The sequence below is a fragment of the Pseudomonas bijieensis genome (genome assembly GCF_013347965.1).
Lineage (GTDB): Bacteria > Pseudomonadota > Gammaproteobacteria > Pseudomonadales > Pseudomonadaceae > Aquipseudomonas > Aquipseudomonas bijieensis.
The window spans coordinates 3,347,501-3,373,439 of sequence record NZ_CP048810.1; the positions used below are offsets into that span (position 1 = coordinate 3,347,501).

At 61.2% G+C, this 25,939-nt stretch carries 24 protein-coding genes and 1 rRNA gene (1 of these 25 only partly in view); 15 read left to right on the top strand and 10 right to left on the bottom strand.

Annotation, left to right across the window (positions count from 1 at the left end):
- From GN234_RS14665 to aptA, 3 genes are all read right to left on the bottom strand, one after another.
- A 16S ribosomal RNA gene (locus GN234_RS14665) occupies window positions 1-780 on the bottom strand (it extends 753 nt beyond the left edge of the window).
- 623 nt (window positions 781-1,403) lie between these two features.
- Window positions 1,404-2,897 carry a CoA-acylating methylmalonate-semialdehyde dehydrogenase gene (locus tag GN234_RS14670; RefSeq protein WP_109752336.1) on the bottom strand — a complete coding sequence of 498 codons (1,494 nt, stop codon included), beginning with the start codon at window positions 2,895-2,897 and terminating at the stop codon, window positions 1,404-1,406.
- 71 nt (window positions 2,898-2,968) lie between these two features.
- Window positions 2,969-4,318 (bottom strand): omega-aminotransferase AptA, encoded by a 1,350-nt coding sequence (gene aptA / locus GN234_RS14675; protein ID WP_176688689.1) that lies wholly within the window; start codon window positions 4,316-4,318, stop codon window positions 2,969-2,971.
- Window positions 4,319-4,440: 122 nt separating this feature from the next.
- Between aptA and GN234_RS14680 the strand changes: the two genes are divergently transcribed.
- From GN234_RS14680 to GN234_RS14705, 6 genes are all read left to right on the top strand, one after another.
- Window positions 4,441-5,361 (top strand): LysR family transcriptional regulator, encoded by a 921-nt coding sequence (locus GN234_RS14680; RefSeq protein ID WP_109752334.1) that lies wholly within the window; start codon window positions 4,441-4,443, stop codon window positions 5,359-5,361.
- Window positions 5,362-5,512: 151 nt separating this feature from the next.
- Window positions 5,513-6,163 (top strand): TetR/AcrR family transcriptional regulator, encoded by a 651-nt coding sequence (locus GN234_RS14685; RefSeq protein ID WP_176688690.1) that lies wholly within the window; start codon window positions 5,513-5,515, stop codon window positions 6,161-6,163.
- 7 nt (window positions 6,164-6,170) lie between these two features.
- On the top strand, window positions 6,171-6,752 hold the full coding sequence (locus tag GN234_RS14690; protein WP_109752330.1) for an IMPACT family protein: 582 nt from the start codon (window positions 6,171-6,173) through the stop codon (window positions 6,750-6,752).
- Window positions 6,753-7,287: 535 nt separating this feature from the next.
- Window positions 7,288-8,841, top strand: coding sequence for an ABC transporter ATP-binding protein (locus GN234_RS14695; RefSeq protein ID WP_176688691.1), 1,554 nt, complete (start codon window positions 7,288-7,290; stop codon window positions 8,839-8,841).
- 11 nt (window positions 8,842-8,852) lie between these two features.
- Window positions 8,853-9,959 carry an ABC transporter permease gene (locus GN234_RS14700; protein ID WP_109752327.1) on the top strand — a complete coding sequence of 369 codons (1,107 nt, stop codon included), beginning with the start codon at window positions 8,853-8,855 and terminating at the stop codon, window positions 9,957-9,959.
- The gene (locus GN234_RS14705; RefSeq protein ID WP_109752325.1) at window positions 9,959-10,885 is read left to right on the top strand and encodes an ABC transporter permease; all 927 of its coding nucleotides are present in this window, start codon (window positions 9,959-9,961) and stop codon (window positions 10,883-10,885) included. The genes GN234_RS14700 and GN234_RS14705 overlap by 1 nt, the downstream gene beginning before the upstream one ends.
- Before the next feature lie 56 nt (window positions 10,886-10,941).
- On the opposite strand, the gene GN234_RS14710 is transcribed toward GN234_RS14705, so the two are convergent.
- Window positions 10,942-11,382 carry a hypothetical protein gene (locus GN234_RS14710; protein WP_109752324.1) on the bottom strand — a complete coding sequence of 147 codons (441 nt, stop codon included), beginning with the start codon at window positions 11,380-11,382 and terminating at the stop codon, window positions 10,942-10,944.
- An 83-nt stretch (window positions 11,383-11,465) separates the two neighbouring features.
- Between GN234_RS14710 and GN234_RS14715 the strand changes: the two genes are divergently transcribed.
- The 3 genes from GN234_RS14715 to GN234_RS14725 all read left to right on the top strand — a co-directional run bounded on the left by GN234_RS14715 (window position 11,466) and on the right by GN234_RS14725 (window position 14,130).
- A complete protein-coding gene (locus GN234_RS14715; protein ID WP_109752322.1) occupies window positions 11,466-11,816 on the top strand; it encodes a MerR family transcriptional regulator in 351 nt (116 codons plus the stop codon).
- Window positions 11,817-11,839: 23 nt separating this feature from the next.
- Entirely contained in the window at window positions 11,840-12,526 is a 687-nt protein-coding gene (locus GN234_RS14720; protein ID WP_176688692.1) for an SDR family oxidoreductase, read from the top strand.
- A gap of 245 nt (window positions 12,527-12,771) precedes the next feature.
- A complete protein-coding gene (locus GN234_RS14725; RefSeq protein ID WP_176688693.1) occupies window positions 12,772-14,130 on the top strand; it encodes an 8-oxoguanine deaminase in 1,359 nt (452 codons plus the stop codon).
- 106 nt (window positions 14,131-14,236) lie between these two features.
- On the opposite strand, the gene GN234_RS14730 is transcribed toward GN234_RS14725, so the two are convergent.
- A complete protein-coding gene (locus tag GN234_RS14730) occupies window positions 14,237-15,328 on the bottom strand; it encodes a calcium:cation antiporter (RefSeq protein ID WP_109752316.1) in 1,092 nt (363 codons plus the stop codon).
- A gap of 321 nt (window positions 15,329-15,649) precedes the next feature.
- On the opposite strand from GN234_RS14730, the gene GN234_RS14735 reads away from it, so the two are divergent.
- From GN234_RS14735 to GN234_RS14745, 3 genes are all read left to right on the top strand, one after another.
- A complete protein-coding gene (locus GN234_RS14735) occupies window positions 15,650-16,717 on the top strand; it encodes a BMP family ABC transporter substrate-binding protein (protein ID WP_176688694.1) in 1,068 nt (355 codons plus the stop codon).
- 147 nt (window positions 16,718-16,864) lie between these two features.
- Entirely contained in the window at window positions 16,865-17,830 is a 966-nt protein-coding gene (locus GN234_RS14740; protein ID WP_176688695.1) for a 2-oxoglutarate and iron-dependent oxygenase domain-containing protein, read from the top strand.
- An 83-nt stretch (window positions 17,831-17,913) separates the two neighbouring features.
- The gene (locus GN234_RS14745; RefSeq protein WP_109752310.1) at window positions 17,914-18,867 is read left to right on the top strand and encodes an adenosine deaminase; all 954 of its coding nucleotides are present in this window, start codon (window positions 17,914-17,916) and stop codon (window positions 18,865-18,867) included.
- A gap of 119 nt (window positions 18,868-18,986) precedes the next feature.
- Here the strand turns inward: GN234_RS14745 and GN234_RS14750 are convergent, their stop codons facing one another.
- The 3 genes from GN234_RS14750 to GN234_RS14760 all read right to left on the bottom strand — a co-directional run bounded on the left by GN234_RS14750 (window position 18,987) and on the right by GN234_RS14760 (window position 22,286).
- Window positions 18,987-20,369, bottom strand: a complete 1,383-nt coding sequence (locus GN234_RS14750) for an MFS transporter (protein ID WP_176688696.1) — start codon at window positions 20,367-20,369, stop codon at window positions 18,987-18,989.
- A gap of 111 nt (window positions 20,370-20,480) precedes the next feature.
- On the bottom strand, window positions 20,481-21,215 hold the full coding sequence (locus tag GN234_RS14755) for an ArsR/SmtB family transcription factor (protein ID WP_109752305.1): 735 nt from the start codon (window positions 21,213-21,215) through the stop codon (window positions 20,481-20,483).
- A 141-nt stretch (window positions 21,216-21,356) separates the two neighbouring features.
- Window positions 21,357-22,286: a LysR family transcriptional regulator gene (locus tag GN234_RS14760; RefSeq protein WP_109752303.1), complete on the bottom strand. Its 930-nt coding sequence runs from the start codon at window positions 22,284-22,286 to the stop codon at window positions 21,357-21,359.
- 113 nt (window positions 22,287-22,399) lie between these two features.
- On the opposite strand from GN234_RS14760, the gene GN234_RS14765 reads away from it, so the two are divergent.
- The gene (locus GN234_RS14765) at window positions 22,400-23,413 is read left to right on the top strand and encodes a zinc-binding alcohol dehydrogenase family protein (RefSeq protein ID WP_176688697.1); all 1,014 of its coding nucleotides are present in this window, start codon (window positions 22,400-22,402) and stop codon (window positions 23,411-23,413) included.
- A 221-nt stretch (window positions 23,414-23,634) separates the two neighbouring features.
- Window positions 23,635-23,808, top strand: a complete 174-nt coding sequence (locus GN234_RS14770) for a hypothetical protein (RefSeq protein ID WP_162893890.1) — start codon at window positions 23,635-23,637, stop codon at window positions 23,806-23,808.
- Between the two features lies 1 nt (window position 23,809).
- Here the strand turns inward: GN234_RS14770 and GN234_RS14775 are convergent, their stop codons facing one another.
- Both GN234_RS14775 and GN234_RS14780 read right to left on the bottom strand, forming a co-directional pair.
- Window positions 23,810-25,012: a multidrug effflux MFS transporter gene (locus tag GN234_RS14775; protein WP_109752300.1), complete on the bottom strand. Its 1,203-nt coding sequence runs from the start codon at window positions 25,010-25,012 to the stop codon at window positions 23,810-23,812.
- A 95-nt stretch (window positions 25,013-25,107) separates the two neighbouring features.
- The gene (locus GN234_RS14780) at window positions 25,108-25,305 is read right to left on the bottom strand and encodes a heavy-metal-associated domain-containing protein (protein ID WP_116834093.1); all 198 of its coding nucleotides are present in this window, start codon (window positions 25,303-25,305) and stop codon (window positions 25,108-25,110) included.
- Between the two features lie 147 nt (window positions 25,306-25,452).
- Between GN234_RS14780 and GN234_RS14785 the strand changes: the two genes are divergently transcribed.
- Window positions 25,453-25,836: a hypothetical protein gene (locus GN234_RS14785; protein ID WP_109752296.1), complete on the top strand. Its 384-nt coding sequence runs from the start codon at window positions 25,453-25,455 to the stop codon at window positions 25,834-25,836.
- Window positions 25,837-25,939: the final 103 nt, after the last annotated feature.

Below are 25,939 nucleotides of genomic sequence, written 5' to 3' on the forward strand. Positions count from 1 at the left end.
CCTGTTTGCTCCCCACGCTTTCGCACCTCAGTGTCAGTATCAGTCCAGGTGGTCGCCTTCGCCACTGGTGTTCCTTCCTATATCTACGCATTTCACCGCTACACAGGAAATTCCACCACCCTCTACCATACTCTAGCTCGACAGTTTTGAATGCAGTTCCCAGGTTGAGCCCGGGGCTTTCACATCCAACTTAACGAACCACCTACGCGCGCTTTACGCCCAGTAATTCCGATTAACGCTTGCACCCTCTGTATTACCGCGGCTGCTGGCACAGAGTTAGCCGGTGCTTATTCTGTCGGTAACGTCAAAACACTAACGTATTAGGTTAATGCCCTTCCTCCCAACTTAAAGTGCTTTACAATCCGAAGACCTTCTTCACACACGCGGCATGGCTGGATCAGGCTTTCGCCCATTGTCCAATATTCCCCACTGCTGCCTCCCGTAGGAGTCTGGACCGTGTCTCAGTTCCAGTGTGACTGATCATCCTCTCAGACCAGTTACGGATCGTCGCCTTGGTGAGCCATTACCTCACCAACTAGCTAATCCGACCTAGGCTCATCTGATAGCGCAAGGCCCGAAGGTCCCCTGCTTTCTCCCGTAGGACGTATGCGGTATTAGCGTCCGTTTCCGAGCGTTATCCCCCACTACCAGGCAGATTCCTAGGCATTACTCACCCGTCCGCCGCTCTCAAGAGGTGCAAGCACCTCTCTACCGCTCGACTTGCATGTGTTAGGCCTGCCGCCAGCGTTCAATCTGAGCCATGATCAAACTCTTCAGTTCAAACATCTTTGGGTTTTGAGAAACCCTAAACTTGGCTCAGCAATCGTTGGTTACATCTTTGATTTCTCGCGGAGTAACTTGTGATGCTGATAATCTGTTGACTAGCAGTCTGACTTCACAAGCACCCACACGAATTGCTTGATTCAGTTGTTAAAGAGCGGTTGGTTAAGAGCTTGTCTCAACCGAGGCGCGCATTCTACAGCGCCCGGTGTATCTGTCAAGCGGTTATTTTCAGAAGTTTTCAAAGTTTCCTTTTCAACTTCAACCACTTGCGCTTCCGATCTCTCGTTAGCGGGAGGCGAATTCTACAGCGTTACTCGCTGCTGTCAACACCTCTTTTTCACCGCTTTCGACCGAGAAGATCGAACCGCTGAAAAGGCCAAACCCACACTGCCTTATCAGCTACTTCCTGGCTTCGATGACCTGAAGCCCACCCCTTCGAAACCTACTTAACTCATTGAATCTCAAGGAGTTTTCCGTTTCGACTGCGCCGGAAGTGGGGCGAATTATAGACGTCCAGAATTTGCCGTCAACACCTATTTTCACAATTCTGTCACATCAGTCAAAAAGCCCCGCAAAAGCAGAGGCCGGCGCCCCAGGGCGCCGGCCTCTTCTATTACCCGTTACAAGCTGGGGAACGCAAACTGCGAAGCCTCATGGCTTGCACGCTGCGGCCAGCGCTGGGTAATGGCCTTGCGACGGGTGTAGAAACGCACCCCATCCGGGCCATAGGCATGCAGGTCGCCGAACAGCGAACGCTTCCAGCCGCCAAAGCTGTGATAGGCAACCGGCACCGGCAATGGAACGTTGACGCCCACCATGCCGACCTCGATCTCGTCGCAGAACAACCGCGCCGCCTCGCCATCACGGGTAAAGATGCAAGTACCGTTGCCATACTCGTGATCGTTGATCAGTTGCATGGCCTCTTCCAGGCTGTTGACCCGGACGATGCACAGCACCGGCCCGAAGATCTCTTCCTTATAGATACGCATCTCAGGTGTCACGCGATCGAACAGGCAACCACCCAGGAAGAAGCCTTCCTCATGCCCGGCCACACTCAAGCCACGACCATCGACAATCAGCGAAGCACCTGCCGCCACACCGTCTTCTATATAGCCACTGACCTTATCCCGATGCTGCCCCGTCACCAACGGCCCCATGTCCAGTCCGCAAGATGTACCAGCGCCGATCTTCAGCGCCTTGATCTGCGGCACCAGCTTGGCCACCAGCGCATCCGCGACCTGGTCACCGACACACACCGCCACCGAAATCGCCATGCAACGCTCACCGCACGAACCGTACGCCGCGCCCATCAGTGCGCTGACGGCGTTGTCCAGGTCGGCATCGGGCATCAGCACCGCATGGTTCTTCGCACCACCCAGTGCCTGGACGCGCTTGCCACGCCGGGTGCCCTCGGCATAGATGTACTCGGCAATCGGCGTCGAACCAACAAAACTCAGCGCCTTCACTTCCGGCGCCTCGATCAATGCGTCCACAGCAGTCTTGTCGCCATGCACCACGCTCAATACGCCCTTGGGCAAGCCGGCTTCCAACAGTAACTGGGCGATCAGCAATGTCGAACTCGGGTCCCGCTCGGATGGTTTGAGGATGAAGCAGTTGCCGCAAACGATCGCCAGTGGATACATCCACAGCGGCACCATCGCCGGGAAGTTGAACGGTGTGATACCTGCGACCACGCCCAAAGGCTGAAAGTCTGACCAAGCATCGATGTTCGGTCCGACGTTACGGCTGTATTCGCCCTTCAGAATCTCCGGTGCCGCGCAGGCGAACTCGACGTTCTCGATCCCGCGCTTGAGTTCACCGGCCGCGTCCTCCAAGGTCTTGCCGTGTTCTTCGCTGATCAACTGGGCGATTCGCGATTCGTTCTGCTCCAGCAATTGCTTGAAACGAAACATCACCTGCGCACGCTTGGCCGCAGGTGTGCTGCGCCAGGCAGGGAAAGCCGCCTTGGCGGCGTCGATAGCCTGCTGGATGGTCGCGCGATCAGCCAATGGCACCTTATGAATCGCCTGGCCAGTGGACGGGTTGAACACATCGGCGGTGCGAGCGCTGTCGCTCAGCAGTTCGCCATTGATCAAATGCGGGATGAGGCTCATGGGGACTCCAGAATTATCCACAGGCGCCCATGACCGAACGCCTGTAATTGAAAGCTATATAGAAGAACGGATCAGTCGAGCTTGTTCAGCACTTCACCGACCGCGTCGAACAGACGATCCAGATCCTGCGGCTTGCTGTTGAACGTTGGCCCGAACTGCAAGGTGTCGCCGCCGAACCGCACATAGAACCCGGCTTTCCACAACGCCATGCCGGCCTCGAACGGACGCACGATGGCATCGCCATCCCGCCCGGCGATCTGGATCGCGCCGGCCAGGCCATAGTTGCGAATGTCGATGACGTTCTTCGATCCCTTCAAACCGTGCAGCGCATTCTCGAAATGCGGGGCGATCTCGGCCACGCTCTGCACCAGGTTTTCCTTCTGCAGCAGGTCCAGCGCTGCCAGGCCAGCCGCGCACGCCACCGGGTGCGCCGAGTAGGTGTAGCCGTGGGGAAATTCCACTGCATACTCGGGGGTCGGCTGGTTCATGAAGGTCTGGTAGATCTCGGAACTGGCAATCACCGCGCCCATGGGAATCGCGCCATTGGTGACTTGCTTGGCGATGCACATCAGGTCCGGCGTCACGCCAAAGCTGTCGGCACCGAACATCGAACCGGTGCGACCGAAACCGGTGATCACTTCGTCGAACACCAACAGGATGCTGTTCTGGTCGCAGATTTCCCGCAGACGCTTGAGGTAACCCTCTGGCGGCACCAGCACACCGGCCGACCCAGCCATTGGTTCGACGAACACCGCCGCGATGTTGGACGCGTCGTGCAATTCGATCAGCTTCAACAACTCATCGGCCAGTGCCACCCCGCCCTCCTTCGGCATGCCACGGGAATAGGCATTGCTGGCCAGCAAGGTGTGGGGCAAGTGGTCGACATCCATCATGGCCTGGCCGAACAGCTTGCGGTTGCCGCTGACGCCGCCGAGGCTGGTGCCGGCGATGTTCACACCGTGATAGCCACGGGCACGACCGATCATCTTGGTCTTGGTCGCCTGGCCCTTGAGACGCCAGTAGGCGCGGACCATCTTCACCGCGGTATCGGCGCACTCGGAGCCCGAGTCGGTGAAGAACACATGATTGAGATTGCCCGGGGTCAGGCTGGTGATTTTTTCCGCCAGTTGGAACGACAACGGATGGCCGTACTGGAAACCTGGCGAGTAATCGAGGGTGCCTAACTGCTTGGCGACCGCTTCCTGGATTTCCTTGCGCGTGTGCCCGGCGCCGCAGGTCCACAAGCCCGACAGCGAGTCATAGACCTTGCGCCCCTTGTCATCCGTCAACCAGCTGCCTTCGGCGGCGACGATCAGGCGCGGATCGCGCTGGAAATTGCGGTTGGCGGTGTAAGGCATCCAGTGGGCATCCAGCTTGAGCTGGCTGGCCAGGGAACCGGCAGCGTGTTCGGGCATGTTCATCGACAAAACCTCGCAGGTCATAGGCGGCAGGGATCGAAAGCGTTCTTGCAGCTAAGTTGCCACGGCGATAAAGTCGGTGAAATCCAACTTTTGTAACCTTCAGTCGGTGGATCACTAAACTTATGAGCGCTCGTCGTCCCGATCCACTGGCCCAGGTCAGCGACTTTGATATTCGCCTGCTGCGCATTTTCCGCAGTGTCGTGGAGTGTGGTGGATTCTCCGCCGCTGAAACCGTGCTTGGCATCGGTCGCTCGGCCATCAGCCAGCAGATGAGCGACCTTGAGCAACGCCTCGGCCTGCGTCTGTGCCAGCGTGGGCGCGCGGGCTTTTCCCTGACCGAGGAAGGTCGCGAGGTGTATCAATCGGCATTGCAACTATTGAGCGCACTGGAAAGCTTCCGCACCGAGGTCAACGGCCTGCACCAGCATTTGCGTGGTGAATTGACCATCGGCCTGACCGACAACCTGGTCACCCTGCCCCACATGCGCATCACCCATGCCTTGGCGCAATTGAAAGAACGCGGGCCCGACGTGCAGATCCAGATTCGCATGATCGCCCCCAACGAAGTCGAGCAAGGTGTGCTCGACGGACGCCTGCATGTCGGCGTAGTCCCCCAGGCCAGTGCCCTGTCCGGGCTGGAGTATCAACCGCTGTACAGTGAGCGATCGCTACTGTACTGCGCGGTCGGACATCCGCTGTTCTATGTGGATGACCAGCAACTCGAAGACGCTCGTCTCAATAGCCAGGACGCCATCGCGCCGACCTTCCGGCTGCCAGCCGAGATCCAGGCCCACTACCAGGCACTCAATTGCACCGCGAGCGCATCGGACCGCGAAGGCATGGCGTTCCTGATTCTCACCGGGCGCTACATCGGTTACCTGCCCGATCATTACGCCAGCCTGTGGGTGCAGCAAGGTCGGTTGCGGGCCCTGAAACCTGCGGCACGGTTCTATGATTTGAGCCTGGCATCGGTCACGCGCAAGGGCCGCCGGCCTCACCTGGTGCTGGAGAGTTTTCTCGAGAGCCTTGCGGCGACTCGCTGACCCCTTGTGGGAGCGAGCCTGGCTCCTCCCACATTGGTTGGGGTTGGCCAGACCACTCGCGAAAAGCTTTTAGTGTGATGGCACTTGTCGGATCGTTGCCGGTGCGCTATCAACGCAGTTGCTCGCCCCACAGACCAGCCCGGAAACGTCCATGACCTTTGAAGTCCCTGCCCACGGTGGCAAGCCCACCAGTCGCATTCGTCAGAAGAACGAAGAGACCATCCTCAAGGCCGCCGAAGATGAATTCGCCCGTCACGGATTCAAAGGCACCAGCATGAACACCATCGCCCTGAAGGCCGGTCTGCCCAAGGCGAACCTGCATTACTACTTCACCAATAAACTCGGGTTGTACGTGGCGGTGCTGAGCAACATCATCGAATTGTGGGACAGCACCTTCAATACCCTCACCGCCGAGGATGATCCGGCCGAAGCCTTGACCCGCTATATCCGCGCCAAAATGGAGTTCTCTCGTCGCCAGCCCCAGGCCTCGCGACTGTTTGCCATGGAAGTGATCAGCGGGGGCGAATGCCTGACCGAGTATTTCAACCAGGACTACCGCACCTGGTTCAACGGTCGGGCGGCCGTATTCCAGGCCTGGATCGATGCCGGCAAGATGGACCCGATCGACCCGGTGCACCTTATTTTCCTGTTGTGGGGCAGTACCCAGCATTACGCCGACTTCGCCACCCAGATCTGTCGCGTGACCGGTCGCACCAAGTTGACCAAGCAGGACATGGTCGAGGCTGGCGACAACCTGATCCGCATCATTCTCAAGGGCTGCGGCCTGACACCAACCCTCTAAGATCGCCATGCCCTTTACCCTTGCCGGCTTTTGCGAATACCGCGAAGAAATTCGCAAAAGCCGCTTCATCACTTTCGCCGCGCCCATCACCAGCCCCGCTGACGCCCAGGCCTTTATCGAACAGCACAGCGACCTGAATGCCTCGCACAATTGCTGGGCCTGGAAACTCGGTGATCAATACCGCAGCAACGACGATGGCGAGCCGGGGGGCACCGCCGGGCGACCGATCCTGGCAGCGATCGAAGCGCAGGCTTGCGATCAGGTCGCAGTGCTGGTGATCCGCTGGTACGGCGGAATCCAACTGGGCACGGGCGGGTTGGCCCGGGCTTATGGTGGCGGCGCAAACAAATGCCTGCAAAACGCCGAGAAAATCGAACTGATCAGCCGCGTGGCGCTGCACTGCAGCTGTGGGTTCGCCGAACTGGCCCTGGTAAAACTGCGGGTCGCCGAATGTGGCGGACTGGTCAATGAAGAACGCTTTACGGCCAATGGTGTCGACCTGCAGTTGGCCGTGGGTGAAGCGCAGATCGAAACGTTGCAAACGCAACTGGCCGACCTGAGCCGTGGACGGATTCTGTTAGGGCGTTGAGCTCCAACGCTTGCAACCTTTCAGGGCGCCTCGCAATCGTTCAACTTGCCCACATCCACTGTGCACCCGACTGTGGATAACCTGAGCACATCCCCCTGTAACCCTTCTGTCATGCGGGTTTGAGAGGGTTGCTCATTTTTCATCCAAAGTCCTGCCAAAGCGACAAATCCATCCACAAAACAAACGCTTGCGACGGTTTATCACCTTTAGAAGAAAGCCCCGCAGTGCTTATGCCCGAGTTTTCGGCTTGCGCACAATAACTGTGGAGCAACCTGTGGATAACCCGTTCATGGCTCCTTCCACCCCAAGAAAGGCATGGCTCGCAGCCGCTTGTTCAATTTTTAACCACCCATTTCAGGGCAAACCGGTGCCTGCGTCCAACTCTCGCGCTCCAAGCCGGTGCGAAATGTTTCTATGGCCGGTGCCCAGACTTCACGTAGAGCGCTCTAGCGAAAGGGCCAAGGTAATTTCCTGACCTTATGGCCAGGAAATTGCTTTATCCACAGGCATTCCTGTCCTTCGGCCCGAGCTTGTCATGTCCAACCCCGACTCCATCGCGCGCCTGCAATTGCGCAGTATCAGCAAACGCTATCCCGGTTGCCTGGCGAACGACGCCATCGACCTGAGTATCCAGCCCGGCGAGATCCACGCCCTGCTTGGGGAAAACGGCGCGGGTAAAAGTACCCTGATGAAGATTATCTACGGCGTCACCGCTGCCGATTCGGGCGAAGTGATCTGGCAAGGCCAGCGCGTCAACCTGCGCAATCCGGCCCAAGCCCGCAGCCTGGGAATCGGCATGGTGTTCCAGCATTTCTCGCTGTTCGAAACTCTCACCGTTGCACAGAACATTGCCCTGGCAATGGGCGCGGCGGCCGGTTCGCCGGCGCAGTTGGGACCGCGGATCCGCGACGTTTCCCAACGCTACGGCATGGCGCTGGAACCGCAGCGGCTGGTTCACAGCCTGTCGATTGGCGAGCGCCAGCGGGTGGAGATCATTCGCTGCCTGATGCAGGACATTCGCTTGCTGATTCTCGATGAACCGACCTCGGTGCTCACCCCTCAGGAAGCCGAAGAACTGTTCGTGACCCTGCGTCGCCTGGCGAGCGAGGGCTGCAGTATTTTGTTCATCAGCCACAAGCTCGGGGAGGTGCGAGCGTTGTGCCACAGCGCCACGGTGCTGCGCGGCGGGCGGGTGTCCGGGCATTGCACTCCGGCGCACTGCTCGGATCGGGAGCTGGCGCAGTTGATGGTTGGCCAAGCGGCCGGATTGATCACGGACTACCCGAAAGTCAGCGCAAACAAGGCCTTCCTGCAAATCGACAAGTTGTCCTGGCATAACCCGGACCCGTTCGGCTGCTCGTTGCGGGACATTGACCTTGAGGTACGCAGCGGCGAAATCGTTGGTATCGCCGGGGTCGCGGGCAATGGGCAGGACGAGTGGCTGGCATTGCTCAGCGGAGAAACGCCACTTCCCCGCCAGCAAGGTGAAACGATCCGATTCGACGGGCAACCCGTGGCGCACCTGCGCCCCGACGCCCGGCGCCGGCTCGGGCTGGCATTTGTCCCCGCCGAACGCCTGGGCCATGGCGCCGTGCCGCAATTGAGCCTGGCGGATAACGCCTTGCTCACTGCTTTCCAACAGGGCCTGGTCAGTCACGGGCTGATTCGACGTGGCAAGGTCGAGCACTTGGCCGAGGAGATCATCCGTCGTTTCGGCGTGAAGACACCTGACACTCGAACCCCGGCACGCAGCCTTTCGGGGGGCAACTTGCAGAAATTCATTCTCGGCCGAGAAATCCTGCAACAGCCGAAGCTGCTGGTGGCCGCTCACCCGACCTGGGGCGTGGACGTCGGCGCGGCCGCGACTATCCATCGCGCACTGATTGCCCTGCGCGATGCCGGCGCGGCCATTCTGGTGATTTCCGAAGACCTCGACGAACTGTTCCAAATCAGCGATCGCCTCGGTGCCTTGTGCGGTGGACGCCTGTCCGCCTTGAGGCCCACGCTCGAGACCCGCCTCAGCGACGTCGGCGGCTGGATGGCCGGCCAGTTCGACGCCCCTCAATCCCCCGGCCCCGCGTCGGCGTAACGGAGTTCTACATGCTGCTTTCTCTCGAACCTCGCGGCCAGCAATCGCGCCTGATGCTCTGGTGCTCGCCGCTGCTGGCCGCCGTGTTGACTCTGGCCTGTGGCTCGCTGCTGTTTATCGCCCTGGGGCACGACCCGTTGCAAACCTTGTACACCTTGTTGATCGCGCCGATCAGCGACCTGTACGGCGTGTCCGAGTGGTTGGTCAAGACCCTGCCGATCCTGCTCTGTGCCCTCGGCCTGGCAGTGGCCTATCAGGCGCGAATCTGGAACATCGGCGCTGAAGGCCAACTGCTGTTGGGCGCCCTGGCCGGCAGCGCCTTGGCGGTGAACATCATCGGCATGCAAAGTCGCTGGGCATTGGTGCTGATCCTGCTGACCGGCACCCTGGCCGGTGCGGCTTGGGCCGGACTGACGGCGTGGCTGCGCACGCGCTTCAATGCCAATGAAATTCTCACAAGCATCATGCTCAATTACATTGCGTTGAACCTGCTGCTGTTTTGCGTTCACGGGCCGTTGAAAGACCCGGCAGGGTTCAACTTTCCGGAGTCGGCGATGTTCGGCGAGGCCAGTCGCCTGCCGTTGTTGCTGGAGGATGGCCGGGTACATGCCGGGTTGTATTTCGCCCTGCTGGCGTTGGTGGCGGTGTGGGTATTGCTGCAGAAAAGCTTTGTCGGCTTTCAGATCAAGGTGCTGGGCCTCGACGCCCGCGCCGCCGGTTTCGCTGGTTTTCGCCAGAAGCCGCTGGTATGGCTGGCGCTGTTGATCAGCGGGGCCCTGGCCGGGCTGGCCGGTGTCTGCGAAGTGACCGGGCCGATCGGCCAACTGGTGCCGCAGGTGTCGCCGGGCTACGGCTATGCGGCAATTACCGTGGCGTTCCTGGGACGCCTCAACCCCATCGGTATTCTGTTTTCCAGCCTATTGATGGCGCTGTTGTACATCGGCGGCGAGAGCGCGCAGATGTCGCTGAACCTTCCCCAAGCGATCACCCAACTGTTCCAGGGGATGATGCTGTTTTTCCTGTTGGCCTGCGACGTACTGATCCTGTACCGGCCACGCCTGAACCTGCGCTGGGCCCGGCGCACCCAGACCACCGCCGTACAGGCAGGAGCGCTGTGATGGATATTGACCTGTTGAGCAATATTTTCTACGCCATGGTCCGCTGCGGCACGCCGTTGCTGCTGGTGGCCCTGGGGGAATTGGTCTGCGAGAAAAGTGGCGTCCTCAATCTGGGCCAGGAAGGCATGATGCTGTTCGGCGCGGTGATCGGTTTCATCGTCGCGTTCAACAGCGGCAACCTGTGGCTCGGCGTACTGCTGGCGATGGCCGCCGGGATGCTGTTGTCGGCGCTGTTCGCCATGGTGGCGCTGGTGTTCAACGCCAATCAGGTGGCCACCGGGTTGGCGCTGACGATTTTCGGCGTGGGCCTGTCGAGTTTTGTCGGGGCGGCCTGGGTCGGCAAACCGCTGGCGGGCTTCGAGCCGCTGGCCATTCCCTACCTGAGTGACATCCCATTGATCGGGCGGATGCTGTTTGCCCAGGACCTGCTGGTTTACCTGTCCTTCGCGCTGTTTGCCCTGGTGGCCTGGGTGATCGTGAAAAGTCGCGCTGGGTTGATCATCCAGGCCGTCGGCGAGAATCCCGATGCCGCCAGCGCCATGGGCCTGCCAGTGTTGCGGGTGCGAACCCTGGCGGTGCTGTTCGGCGGCGCCATGGCCGGGTTGGCCGGCGCCTACCTGTCGCTGGCCTACACGCCGATGTGGGCCGAGAACATGAGCGCCGGACGCGGCTGGATCGCCCTGGCGCTGGTGGTGTTCGCCAGTTGGCGAGTGTGGCGCCTGCTGCTGGGCGCCTACCTGTTCGGCCTCGCCAGCATCCTGCACCTGGTGGCCCAGGGGTTGGGGCTGGCGATTCCATCGAGTCTGCTGGCGATGCTGCCGTACGCCGCGACCATCGTGGTGCTGGTGCTGCTGTCGCGGGATGCCGTGCGCACCCGGCTGTATGCGCCGGTGTCGCTGGGGCAGCCTTGGCAGGCAGGGCATTGAGGTAGACCGCGGCGAGCCTATCGCGAGCAGGCTCGCTCCCACACTTGACCAGAGGCTCAGGTTCGACTCAGGTCCCCCTGTGGAAGCGAGCTTGCTCGTGATGAGTCCCGAACAGGCAATACCTGAACCAAACCCCACGCCAACTCGAGAAACAGGAAAACCCACAACACCGCATTGGCCCCATGAAGCAATGCATACAGCATCCAGGTCGAAAACAAAAACCGCCCCGCCGCGTCATAGCGCCCATACAGCGGCTGCGGATCCCGAATCCGCAGCACCGACCACACGCAGACTATCGAGCCCAGCAAATTCACCATCAGCAGATGCGCCGGCGCAAACGGCGGCAATTCTCCAGGCAGGTCAAGCAGCTGAGTCAGGCTCATCAACACACCATGCAACGCCGCAAAGCTCCACGGCGTCGCCAGCACGGCCGACACGATAAGGTCGTACCAGGCGCTGCCGCGCACCACCCGGCGATATTGCATCGAAGTCCACATACACTTTGCTCCAGATAATTGGGGGGAGCGAAGAGGCTAAAGCCTGGGGTATGCTCCAAGGTCAAGTCCTCTGGAGCTCCACAATGCGCATCGGTGAATTAGCCCAGGCCTGCGCCGTCAGTCGAGACACCCTGCGCTTCTACGAACAGCGCGGCCTGATCGCGGCGCAGCGTAGCGCCAACGGCTATCGCCACTACCCCGCCGATATGGTGCAACTGGTGCTCTACATCAAGACGGCCCAGCGCCTGGGCTTTACCCTGAGCGAAATCGGCGCCAGCGTCGCCGCCCTGTGGCAGGCGCAGGACCCTGACTGCGCCGTGACGCAACTGCTGCAAGACAAGCTGAACCTGATCGAAACCCGCATCACCGAACTCGACGCGTTGCGTCACGAGCTGAAACAACGGCTCGGGCAACGTTGTCCATTAAATCCGTGACCTTTTCACTCAAGGATGCCTTCATGAATTCGGCAAGAAACGCATTGATCATCGGCGCCTCCCGGGGCCTGGGCCTCGGCCTGGTGAAGACACTGCTCAGCGACGGCTGGAACGTGACCGCCACCGTGCGCAACCCGCAGAACGCAGAAACGTTGAAGGCACTGGGCCCGGTGCGGATCGAAAAACTCGACATGGACGACCAGCAAGCCGTCATCGCCCTGAGCCAGCAGCTCAAGGGTGAAACCTTCGACCTGCTGTTCGTCAACGCTGGTGTCAAAGGCCCGGACAACCAAAGCCCGGGCGGCGCGACGCTGGCCGAAGTCGGTCAGTTGTTCTTCACCAACGCCGTGGCTCCGATCAACCTGGCCCAGCGTTTCATCGGCCAGATCCGCGACGGCAGCGGCGTGCTGGCGTTCATGAGTTCGGTGCTGGGCAGCGTGACCATGCCCGACGCGCCGGAACTGGCGCTGTACAAGGCCAGCAAGGCGGCGCTCAATTCCATGACCAACAGCTTTGTCAGCCAACTGGGCGATCAGGCATTGACCGTGCTGTCGCTGCATCCGGGCTGGGTGAAAACCGACATGGGCGGTGAAGGCGCGGATATCGATGTCGAGACCAGCACCCGCGGGTTGATCGATCAAGTCAACGCCTTCGCCGGCAAGGGCGGGCATCACTTCGTCAACTACAGGGGCGAAACGATTCCCTGGTAACCCAGCCTTCCCCTTGTGGGAGCGAGCCTGCTCGCGATTGCGGTCTAACATTCACCATGACGTTGACTGACACACCGCTATCGCGAGCAGGCTCGCTCCCACATTGAGCCTCAGCGAACCCTGGAAATGTGCCAGGCAACCTGAGTAAACTCCGCACCTCGCCCCCCAACGGGCGACCCTGGATCAGCAGACAGGGCATCACTGAGCTGGCTAACCTGAACCCACTTTCAGAGGAGCCGGCCACCATGCCTGCGACCCGTACCTGGTTAAAAAACCCCCTCGCCATTTTCACCGCCAACGACCTCGACGCCCGTGGCGGTCTCGTCCTGCAGGACGGTGTGATCGTCGAGCTGCTGAGCGCCGGCCAGCAACCCGCCCAGCCTTGCGACAACATCTTCGACGCGCGCGAACATGTGATCCTGCCGGGGTTGATCAACACCCATCATCACTTCTACCAGACCCTGACGCGTGCCTGGGCACCGGTGGTGAACCAACCGTTGTTTCCTTGGCTGAAGACCCTCTACCCGGTGTGGGCGCGGCTGACCCCGGAAAAGTTGGCCCTGGCGACCAAAGTCGCCTTGGCCGAATTGCTGCTGTCGGGCTGCACCACCGCAGCCGATCATCACTATCTGTTTCCCGAAGGCCTGGAAAATGCCATCGACGTACAGGTGCAAAGTGTTCGTGAGCTGGGGATGCGCGCGATGCTGACCCGCGGTTCCATGAGCCTCGGCAAGGACGACGGTGGCTTGCCGCCACAGCAGACCGTGCAGCAGGGCCAGGTGATTCTCGACGATAGCCAGCGGTTGATCGGCCAATACCACGAGCGCGGCGACGGCGCCCGGATCCAGATTGCCCTGGCGCCCTGCTCACCGTTTTCGGTCACCCCCGAGATCATGCGCGCCAGCGCCGAGCTGGCGGAAAAACTCGACGTACGCCTGCACACGCACCTGGCCGAAACCCTTGATGAAGAAGACTTCTGCCTGCAACGTTTTGGCCTGCGCACGGTGGAATATCTGGACAGCGTCGGCTGGCTCGGCCCGCGCACTTGGCTGGCTCATGGCATCCATTTCAACCCGGATGAAATCACCCGTCTCGGTGCCGCAGGCACCGGCATCTGTCATTGCCCGAGCTCCAACATGCGCCTGGCCTCGGGCATTTGCCCGACCCTGGAACTGAGCACTGCCGGGGCTCCCGTGGGCCTGGGCGTTGACGGTTCTGCGTCCAACGATGCCTCGAACATGATCCTCGAAACCCGCCAGGCGCTGTACATCCAGCGCCTGCGCTATGGCGCGCAAGCGATCACCCCGGAGCGCGTATTAGGCTGGGCGACCCGGGGCTCGGCGCAACTGCTCGGGCGCAGCGATATTGGTGAACTGGCGGTGGGCAAGCAGGCAGACCTGGCGCTGTTCAAGCTCGATGAGCTGCGTTTCTCCGGCAGTCACGACCCGATTTCAGCCCTGCTGCTGTGCGGGGCGGACCGGGCGGATCGGGTGATGGTCGGCGGACAATGGCGGGTGATCGACGGGCAGGTCGAGGGCTTGGACTTGAAGGGCTTGATTGCCGATCACAGCCAGGCGGCGCGGGAGTTGATTGCCGGCGCCTGACCGGACGCCATCGCGGGCAAGCCTTGCTCCCACAGGCTCGCGGCGAGGCTGCCTGCATAAACACCCACCCTTCACTGTGGGAGCAAGGGTTGCCCGCGATGCTCTTCTAGAGGCCTAACAGCGACAACATGATAAACGTCGCGAACAACACAAAGTGGGTCATGCCTTCGATGGCATTGGTTTCACCATCATTGAGGTTGATGGCGCTGACGATCAGGGTGATGAAGATCATCACCGTCTGTACCGGGGTCATTGCCATCTGGAACGGTTGGCCGGTATAGAGCGCCATGGCCTCCATCACCGGCACCGTGAGGATAACGGTCGATAGCGAAGCACCCAGCGCGATGTTCACCACCGATTGCATGCGATTCGCCAGGGCGGCGCGCAGGGCGGTGAGGATTTCCGGTGCCGCGGAGATGGCCGCCACCAGAATCGCAGTGACCACCGGCGGCGCACCCGAACCCTCCAAGCCCAGGTCGATGGCCTTGGACATGACTTCGGCCAGCGCGCCGATCACCACCACGCCAAACACCAGCGCACTGATGGAGAATGTCAGGCTGATGGGTTTCGGCTCGTTTTCCACCGGTTCTTTCTTGCGGCGTTTTTCCGGGTAGCTGTAGCTGAAAAAGTAACTGTGGGGCCCGACCTGCATGCGCAGGAACAGGGTGTACAACACGATCATCGCGCCGATGGTAAATGCCGAATACATTTTCCAGCTCTCGCGGGGAATGAACTCCGGCACCACCATCGATACGCCCATGGCGGTGAGGATCATCACGCTGTAGGTGCGCGCCGAATCGTCGTTGTAAGCCTGCTCGCCATGCTTGATCCCGCCCATCAGCGCCGCGAGCCCGAGAATCCCGTTGATGTCGAGCATCACCGCCGAGTAGATCGTGTCCCGCACCAGGGTCGGCGACGCTTCGTTGCTCATCATGATCGCCAGGATCACTACTTCGACCAGCACCGCCGACAAGGTCAGGATCATGGTGCCGTAGGGATCACCGACTTTTTCCGCGAGCAGTTCGGCGTGATGGGCCACGCGCATGGAAGCCGCGACGATAAAACCGATCAGGACCAAACCGCCAAGCAACGCCACGATCTGCCCGCTGCCCAACAGCCAGTGCTCCAGCGGATAGGCAACAAGCGCGGCGATCAGCGCCAGCAACAGCAGTTTTTCTTGCTTGATCAAAGTGAGCATCGCGGGCCTATCACCGTGGGCGGGGTCATGAGCTACTGACTATGGGGGGGGACGCGAACGTTTCGTTCGGTGTGATGCACCAGGGGGTGGCAAGCGGAAAGCAGGCGCACCTTAATCGTTCTCAGCGGCCTCGTCGCGGGCAAGCCTTGCTCCCACAAGTGCAAGGCCAAACCCACTCAGTATCTGTGGGAGCAAGGCTTGCCCGCGATGGCGGCATCAGGACATCGAGCATTTGTTGTCCTATTGGTCAGCATTTTGCATTGAAGCCGTACAGCCAACCTCACAACAACACGGAGTTCGAGTTCATGCACAAACGCCCCCTTGAATAAGTTGCTTTGCGCCGTCGTCGCAGCCGTCGGCCTGGGTGCCGGCCTGAATGCCAGTGCCGCCGATCCGCTGAAGGTCGGCTTCGTCTACATCGGCCCGATCGGCGACCACGGCTGGACCTATCAGCATGAACAAGGGCGCAAGGAGCTGGCGGCGAAGTTCGGCGAGCAGATCACCACCAACTACGTGGAAAACGTACCGGAAGGCGCCGACGCCGAACGGGTGATCCGCAACATGGCCAAGGACAACTACGACCTGATCTTCACCACCTCCTTCGGCTACATGAACCCGACGCTGAAAGTCGCCAAGCAATTTCCCAAGGTGATCTTCGAACACGCCACCGGCTACAAGCAGGACAAGAACCTGGGCACCTACCTGGCTCGCACCTACGAGGGCCGCTACGTCGGCGGCTTCCTCGCGGCCAAGATGACCAAGACCAAGAAGATCGGCTACGTTGCCTCCTTTCCGATCCCGGAAGTCATCCGCGACATCAACGCCATCCAACTGGCCCTGAACAAATACAACCCCGGCAGCGAGATCAAAGTGGTGTGGGTCAATTCCTGGTTCGACCCGGGCAAGGAAGCCGATGCCGCCAACGCGCTGATCGACCAGGGCGTGGACGTGGTGTTCCAGCACACCGACAGCCCGGCACCAATCCAGGCCGCCGAGCGTCGCGGCGTCTATGCGGTGGGCTACGCTTCGGACATGGCTCACTTCGGTCCCAAGGCGGTGCTGACCTCCATCGTCAATGACTGGGGCCCGCATTACATCCAGGCGACCCAGAGCGTGATCGACCACAGTTGGAAATCCCAGGACTACTGGGGCGGCCTGAAGGAAGGCACCGTAAAACTGCCGATCAGCGACCTGGTGCCGGCGGCGGTCAAGGGCGAGGCCGAGCAGATCATCGCCGACATCGAGAGCGGCGTGTTCCACCCGTTCACCGGCCCGATCAAGGATCAGGCCGGCGTCGAGAAAATCCCGGCGGGCGTGAGCGCCACCAATGCGGAACTGGCGTCGATGAATTACTACGTCGAAGGTATGAAGGCTGAGATTCCGAAGTAATCCCGGCCTCAACACATGATCCCAATGTGGGAGCGAGCCTGCTCGCGATAGCGGACCGACATTCAACAGGCATGTCGACTGACAGATCGCTATCGCGAGCAGGCTCGCTCCCACAGGGGATCTTCATTCTTAAGTCAGGAAAGCCGCATGAACAGCCTGCCCATCATCGACATCAGCCCTCTCTACGGCGATGAGCCCAGCGCCTGGCAAACCGTCGCCGAGCAGATCGACAGCGCCTGCCGCCAATGGGGCTTTTTCTACATCAAGGGCCACCCCATCAGCCCGGCGCGCATCGCCGAGGTACTGGACAACGCCCAACGCTTCTTCGCCCTGCCCGTGGAAGAAAAACTCAAGATCGACATCACCCAGACCCGCCATCATCGTGGCTACGGCGCCATCGCCACCGAACAACTGGACCCGACCAAGCCCAGCGACCTGAAGGAAACCTTCGACATGGGCCTGCACCTGCCGGCCGACCACCCTGATGTGCTGGCGGAAAAACCTCTGCGTGGTCCCAACCGCCACCCGGACCTGATGGGCTGGGAAAACTTGATGGAGGAGCACTACCGCGACATGCAGGCACTCGCTCAAACCCTGCTAAGGGCCATGACTTTGGCCCTTGGCATCGAGCGGGACTTCTTCGACACACGCTTCAACGCACCAGTGAGCGTACTGCGCCTGATCCACTACCCACCACGCCAGACCGCCAGTAGCGCCGAGCAGCAAGGTGCCGGCGCCCATACCGACTACGGTTGCATCACCCTGCTCTACCAGGACGCCGCCGGCGGCCTGCAAGTGCGCAACGTCAACGGCCAGTGGATCGACGCGCCCCCCATCGACGGCACCTTCGTGGTCAACCTCGGCGACATGATGGCGCGCTGGAGCAACGACCGCTACCTGTCCACGCCGCATCGGGTGATCAGCCCGCTGGGGGTAGACCGGTATTCGATGCCGTTCTTTGCCGAACCACACCCCGACACACTGATCCAGTGCCTGCCCGGTTGCCAGGATGACGCCCATCCGCCGAAGTACCCGACCACCACCTGCGCACAATTCCTGTTGTCACGCTTCGCCGACACCTATGCTTATCGGCGGGAGCAACAGGCGGTGTAGTGGATCAGTCGGTCAGGTTTTACCAGACATTGCGGCCAGCCCCTGTAGAATGCCCGCCATCGATTCGCTGATGAGAAAAGACCATGTACGACTGGCTGAACGCCCTGCCCAAGGCTGAACTGCACCTGCACCTGGAGGGTTCGCTGGAGCCCGAGCTGCTGTTCGCCCTGGCCGAACGCAACAAGATCGCCCTGCCGTGGAGCGACGTCGACACCCTGCGCAAGGCCTATGCCTTCAACAATCTGCAGGAATTTCTCGACCTCTATTATCAAGGCGCCGATGTGCTGCGCACGTCCCAGGACTTCTACGACCTGACCTGGGCCTACCTGCTGCGTTGCAAGGCGCAGAACGTGATCCACACCGAACCGTTCTTCGACCCGCAGACCCACACCGACCGTGGCGTGCCGTTCGAAGTGGTGCTCAACGGCATCGCCGCCGCCCTCAAGGACGGTGAGCAGCAACTGGGTATCACCAGCGGTTTGATCCTGAGCTTCTTGCGTCACTTGAGCGAAGAACAAGCCGAGAAAACCCTCGACCAGGCGCTGCCGTTCCGCGATGCCTTCGTGGCCGTGGGCCTGGACAGTTCGGAAATGGGTCACCCACCGAGCAAGTTCCAGCGCGTATTCGACCGGGCGCGCAACGAAGGCTTCCTGACCGTCGCCCACGCCGGTGAAGAAGGTCCGCCCGAATACATCTGGGAAGCCCTCGACCTGCTGAAAATCCAGCGCATCGACCACGGCGTGCGGGCCATCGAAGATGAGCGACTGATGCAGCGGATCATCGACGAGCAGATTCCGCTGACCGTCTGCCCGTTGTCCAACACCAAGCTGTGCGTGTTCGACGACATGTCGCAGCACAACATCCTCGACATGCTTGAGCGCGGTGTGAAGGTGACAGTGAACTCTGATGACCCTGCGTACTTCGGCGGCTACGTTACCGAGAACTTCCACGCGCTATACACCCACCTGGGCATGACCCAGGACCAGGCCAAGCGCTTGGCGCAGAACAGCCTGGATGCGCGGCTAGTAAAACCCTAAGACTCGTGATGAACCCTTGTGGGAGCGAGCCTGCTCGCGATAGCGGTATGACACTCAACATTGATGTCGACTGACTCATCGCCATCGCGAGCAGGCTCGCTCCCACAAGGGGTTGGTGTTTAACCGGCCACCGTGCCCTCACTCAACTCCTCCAACGTCCTGCCCCGCGTCTCCATCCCGAACAACCAGACCACCCCCGCCGCCACGGCGAAGCACAGCGCGCCGAGGGCGAACACACCGCCCTGCCCAGTGATGGGGAATACCAACCCGGTCACCAGCGGACCGAGCAAAGAGCCGATGCGACCGACCGCCGAAGCAAACCCCGATCCCGTGGCTCGGGCCGAAGTCGGGTACAGCTCCGGCGTGTAGGTGTAGAGCACCGCCCACATGCCGAACAGGAAAAACTGCATCAGCAGCCCGGTGCCGATCAGCAGGCCGACGTTGCCGCCAAACACCGCGCTCTGCCCATACAGAAACGCCATCGCCCCGCCGCCCAGCAACGTGATGATGCACACCGGCTTGCGCCCCCAGCGCTCCACCAGCCAGGCCGCCATCAGGAAACCAGGAATCCCGCCCAGGGAAATCAACACGGTGTAGTACACCGACTGGGTCACGGCGAACCCCGACTGCTGCAGCAGCGCACTGAGCCAGGACGTCAGGCCATAGAAACCGAGCAAGGCAAAGAACCAGACGCTCCAGATCATCATCGTGCGCTGGCGATACAGCGGCGACCAGATCTGCGCCAGGGCCGAAAAGAAATTGCCCGGCGTGCTCTCGGCCCTCGGCAAACGGATTGGCTCCGGCAGGTTCTGCTGCCCCAGCGAGGCTCGGACCTGGTCTTCGATTCGCTTGAGCACCGTGTCCGCTTCGTCACCTCGACCGGCCTGTTCGAGCCAGCGCGGCGACTCGGGAATGAAGAAGCGAATCGCCAGGACAAACACCGCCGGCACCGCCAGCACCAGGAAGATGTCGCGCCAGCCGATCACCGGCAGCAGGAAATACGACAGCACCCCCGCCGCCACGAAACCCAGCGGCCAGAAACCATCCATCAAGGCGATGTAGCGGCCACGACGCTTGGCCGGGATCAGCTCCGAGAGCATCGACTGGGCAATCGGAAACTCCATGCCCATGCCGATCCCCAGCAGGATGCGAAACAGCGTCAAGGTCTCGATGTCCTGGGCCGTGGAGCACAGGTAGCTGGCAATGCCCCACAACACGATGCTCCACTGGAACACCGGTTTACGCCCGAAACGATCGGCGAGCATGCCCGACAGTGACGCCCCCACCACCATGCCGAAGAAGCTGGAACTGGCGAGCAAACCGGCCTGGGCGCTGCTCAGGCCGAACTCGGCTTTGATCGATCCCAACAGGAACGTCATCATCGCCAGGTCCATGGAGTCGAAGAAAAACGCCAAGGCGATGATAATGAAGATGACCCGGTGATAACCGCTGATGGGTAACCGTTCCAGGCGTTCCGCCGCGCTGTAGCCGTGAGTGTCCATGCCGCCTCCCCAATCCGATAATTCCCCGGACTGAGTGTGCGCGAACCTTGCAGGTGGCTATTGCTGAATACGACCTGTCGACAGCCCTGAGCGACGCATCGGGAACGTTCCCTAGATCGCCATCTCCACGGTGTCCTGCCGGGCGAACCGGTGGATTTCCTGCTGGCCGAGCGTCGTCACCTGCAGCGCTCGCGAATCGTTGGGCAAGCTCAGCCATCCCGACTGCATGAACAGTTGCAGCAAGGCCGCGCCCAGCGCGCCCCCCAGGTGCGGACGACGCTCGCTCCAGTCCGGGCAGGCGCAGGCGACACGGGCGTTGCGATGGGCCAGGGCCTGGATGAACAGGCCACGCTCGGCCAGTTGATTGGCGCCCTTGTGGGTGACGATCACCCGTTGTTCGAACTGCTCGATCCACCCGGCGTCCAGCAGACGTTGGTAGAGCTCGGCCGCCAGGGTTCCCCCCAGGTGGTCGTCGCAAAGCCTGGCCCGCATCAACGAAGCGGGGGCCGATGGGGCCTTGGTCGGCATGACCCTGCGCCTGAACACGTCCGGAATCTGCCGTGGCGTACTGACCAGCGTCGCGCTGGCCAGCGCTTCGACGGCAGCGCCGATTTCAGGCGCTGCCAGACGGAAAAACCGCTTGCGGCCCCGGGCTTCGATTTTCAACAGGCCACCGGCGGAAAGGCGTCCCAGATGTGCGTTGGCCGAGGACGGCGACAACCCGGCGAGCAACGCCAACTCGTCGGCCTGTCGGGCCGTGCCGTCCATCAAGGCCCACATCATTGCGCTGCGCTTGGGGTCAGCCAGCAACGTGGCGATCTGGCTGATGCAAGGTGCATGTTCCATGTATTCACTCCCTGTTGAATCATTCGTCTACTGCTCTGGCGCAGCCGGTCGCTAGTATAAGCGCGGCGATCGAGCTTTCCTGTCCTCCGGAAACCTTTGGAGGCGATTGTTCATGAGGGAAAAGTCTCTATTTGCCCGCGACTAATGGCCGGCCCCTGTCGAGAATGGAAATCGGGCCGTCAACTGGCCGCAGCGGGCCTGGAGCATGTCCCGCAAAAGGTTGATGGGCTTGCTCAATTGCGCCCGATGGGCGCACAGCAGATTGAGGGGCGCGCGTTCGCATTGCAGGTGCGGCAAGAGGATTTTCAAGCGCCCGGCCAGCACGTCGGTGGACACATCCAGCCACGATTTGTAGGCAATCCCGGCACCCGCCACCGCCCAGCGTCGCACCACATCGGCGTCGTCACTGAAGCGGTCGCCACTGACGGTGAGGCTCACCTCCCGTTTGCCATCATGAAAGCCCCATCGGTCATGGACCCGGCTGCCCAGCATGTACAACAGGCAGTTGTGCTGGGCCAGTTGCTCCAGTTGATGGGGTTCACCCCGACGAGCCAGATAGTCTGGCGATGCGCACAACACCCGGCGGTTATCAGCGGCAATGGGCAGGGCGACCAGGCTCGAATCTTCCGGTTCGCCATAACGCAAGGCAATGTCCACCGGCTGCTTGAACAGATCGGCAATGCGATCGCCCAGCAACAGCCGCACCGTCAGCCCGGGATGCTCGCGCTGGAACGCATCCAGCCAGGGCAGCAGCAGGTTGCGTCCCAGGTCCGACGGTGCGGACAACTGCAACACCCCGCTGACCTGGTCCTGGCCGCTGGTCAATAACCGCCGGCCTTCGTCGAGACTGCTCAACGCGGCACGGGCATATTCGAGAAAGCCCTCCCCTTCGGCCGTCAGGCGCAGGCTACGGGTGGAACGGGCCAACAGCCGCGCGCCGAGGTGCTGCTCGATGCGTTTCAACGCGGCACTGGCCACCGCCGCCGACAGGTCCATGACCCTGGCCGCAGCCGAGAGGCTGCCCAGGTCTGCCGCCCGGACAAACAATTGCAAGTCATCGAAGCGAAGCATGACGGCCCCATTATCAAAAAATTATTGAAAGAGCCTGTTCTTTTAGCCGGTTTTATCTCGGTGATAAATAGCTAAACATGGCCTCCATCGAACTCACCTAACGGAGCCGCTTCATGAAAGCCATTGCCTACTACCACTCGTTGCCTATTACCGATCCACAATCGCTCCAGGACGTCGAGCTGCCGGAACCGGTCGCCGGCCCCAGGGACCTGCTGGTAGAGGTCAAGGCCATCTCGGTCAACCCGGTGGACACCAAGGTCCGTCAGAACGTCCAGCCCGAAGGCGGCGTAGCCAAGGTGCTGGGCTGGGACGTGGCCGGCGTGGTCAAGGCGGTGGGCAGCGAGGTCACGCTGTTCAAGGCCGGGGACAAGGTGTTCTACGCCGGCTCCATCGCTCGCGCCGGCGGTAACAGCGAGTTGCACGTGGTGGATGAGCGCATCGTCGGCCACATGCCCAAGACCCTTGGTTTCGCCGAAGCAGCGGCGCTGCCGCTGACGGCGATTACTGCCTGGGAGTTGTTGTTCGAGCGCTTGCAAATCCAGGAAGGCCAGGGCGACCAGGGCCAGAGCCTGTTGATCGTCGGCGCGGCGGGAGGCGTGGGTTCGATCCTGACGCAACTGGCCAGCCAACTCACCGGGTTGAAGGTGATTGGTACCGCGTCCCGCGCGCTGACCCAGGATTGGGTGCGCAGCCTGGGTGCGGACTTGGTGATCGACCATAGCCAGCCACTGAGCAAGGTATTGAAAGAATCGGGTCAGCCCCAGGTGACTCACGTCGCCAGCCTGACCCAGACCGACCAGCATCTGGATGAACTCGTCGAAGCCCTTGCGCCCCAAGGCAAACTGGCGCTGATCGACGATCCCAAGGCACTGGACGTGACCAAGCTCAAGCGCAAGAGCCTGTCGTTGCATTGGGAATTCATGTACACCCGCTCACTGTTCGAGACAGCCGACATGCTTGAACAGCACAAGCTGCTCAACCGCGTGGCCGCCCTGATCGATGCCGGCACGCTGAAGACCACCGTCGGCGAGCATTTCGGCACCATCAACGCCGAGAACCTGCGCCGGGCCCATGCCTTGCTCGAAAGCGGGAAGTCCAAGGGCAAGATTGTGCTCGAAGGCTTCTGACCAGGGCTGAGAGCCAGGCTCTTGTGGGGGCAAAGCTTGCTGCGATAGAGGTAGCGCGGTTCTCTATAGGACCGCGTCATCGTTTATCGCGAGCAAGCTTTGCTCCTACAAGAAAAATCCCGTGCCGTCAGTCTGAGAGTTGACTCTTGTCACAATTGCGATCGCATTCGGGTCTACACTCGAGGCCTTTGCAACGTAATCTTTTCGTGAGGAGGTCAGCAATGAAGATCCTGATAAAAGAAGTGGCAAAATCCCAATGGCAAGTGCGTCTTGACCAGCACGTCGTCACCTTCCGTACCGAGGCCGAAGCCCAGGCTTTCGCCACGACCTTGCAAGCGCGGATCCACGCGCCCCATCACTTCCCCGAACAACAACAGCAACGCGCGGCCGGCTGAATCAGCCCTCGCGACTGGCCTGGGCCAGTGCCCGGGCATTTTGCAGGCGACGGGTCAGCATCGCTGCACCCACCACCAACAGCCCGCAAAGGCTGATGACCAGCGCCATCGGCACGGCGGTGCCGTCATGCAACGCCGCCACCAACGCGGCGGCCCCGGCGGCCACGGAAAACTGCAGGCATCCCAGCATCGCCGAAGCGCTACCGGCGCGGGCGCCCTGCCCGCTCATGGCGCAAGCCGACGCGTTGGGAAGGATGCAACCCAGGCTGGCGATGCAGATGAACAGCGGGACCAGCAGCGGCCACAACTGCACAGGCTGCAATGAACTGACCGCCAACAGGCTCAGGCCGGCGCCCAGGTAGACCCATACCGCGCGGGTCAGCAGGAACGCCGGGCCGCGCTTGGACAGCAGCCGGGCGTTGACCTGGGCAACCAGGATGAAGCCCGCCGCGTTGGTGCCGAACAGCCAACCGAAATGCTCGGCCGGGACACCGTAGAGCTTGATGAAGACGAAAGGCGAACCGGCGATGTAGGCAAACATCCCAGCGATGGCGATGCCCCCCGTCAGCGCATGACCAAGGTAGACGGCGTCGGTCAATAACCGGCCATATTGGCGCAACGCCCCCGACAAGGGTTGCCGAGGCACATAGTCCGGCAAGCTTTCCGGCAGCCACAAGGCCACTGCCGTCGACGCCAATGCGCTGAACACGGTCAGCGCAATGAAGATCGACTGCCAGCCATGCAGGTTCACCAGCAGCCCGCCCAGCATCGGCGCGAGAATCGGCGCCAGGCCCATCACCAGCATCAACTGCGAAAACACCTTGGCCGAACCCACCGCGTCGCATTTATCGCTGACCACCGCCCGGGAAATCACCATCCCGGCGCATCCGCCCAGGGCCTGGATGAAGCGGGCGCCGATCAGCCATTCCAGGCTCGGCGCATAAGCGCAGGCCAGCGAGGCCAGGGTGAACAAGCCGACGCCCGTCAGCAGCGGAATGCGCCGCCCGAATCGATCCGCCACCGGCCCGTAGGCCAGTTGCCCGATGGATAAGCCTAGGAAATAAGCCGCCAGGGTCAGTTGGATGTGCTTTTCGTCAGTACCGAAGGCCGAGGCCATCGCCGGAAAGGCCGGCAGGTAGAAGTCGATCGCCAAGGGACCGAAAGCGCTCAAGGCGCCAAGAATCAGAATGGTACGGAGGTTCATCGGGCGTCCAGCTCAGGCGTCGTTCGACAGCCCGACAGTCTAGCCGGGCCGGGCGCTCTTGAACATTCCGATAGGTCGCTAACGATTAAAATATTTCAGGCGACACTGACCTCATAGCCCTCCTCCTTGATGGCCGCGATCACGGCATCGGCCGGCAACGAACTCTGGACCTGGACGGTCCTGGTGCCCAGGTCCACGTGCACGTCGGCCGCCGGATCCTTGGCCTGGACCGCCTGGGTGATGGCCTTGACGCAATGACCGCAAGACATGCCCTGGACATTGAAAGTTTGCATGAGATGACTCCTTTGGTTGAGGTTGCCGATAGCTTCAAGCTTGCCATCATGACAAGGTCAAGTTCTGACAAAAACTGCCGGGCTGGCAATCGGCATCGCGCTCAGCCAAGCTGCACACATCAAGGATTTCACACCGGAGGTTCAGCCATGCGCTGGTCAGCGTTCAGCCTGTTTTGCATGCTCGGTTTTTCAGCGGTGGCGCCCCAGGCATCGGCCGCCGGCGAAGACTATGGCGTGCTGATCATTTCTCGCGAGCGCCTGGAAGTGGCGACCTCATGCGAAATCGGCATCTACATCCAGGATCAGCTCTCGGCCAGGCTGTTCCAGGAGCAAAGCACCTCCTTCAACCTGCCCCCAGGCCAGTTTTCCTTGCGCCTGAAATTGCTGCCGGGACAGGCGCCGGGTTGCAACCCGGGCATGCTCGCGCCTGGGTCGCAGAACATCACCCTCAAGGCCGGTGACATCTTGAAGTTCCGCATCGCCATGACCCAGGAAGGTATGTACCTCAAGCAGGCTGGGCTCGGTTACTGACACGCCACTTCCCCACCGTGTGAGCGAGCTTTGTGGGAGCAAGGCTTGCCCACGATGAAAGCACCACGGATTTGCGGATGACCGCAGCGCCTGGATCGCGAGC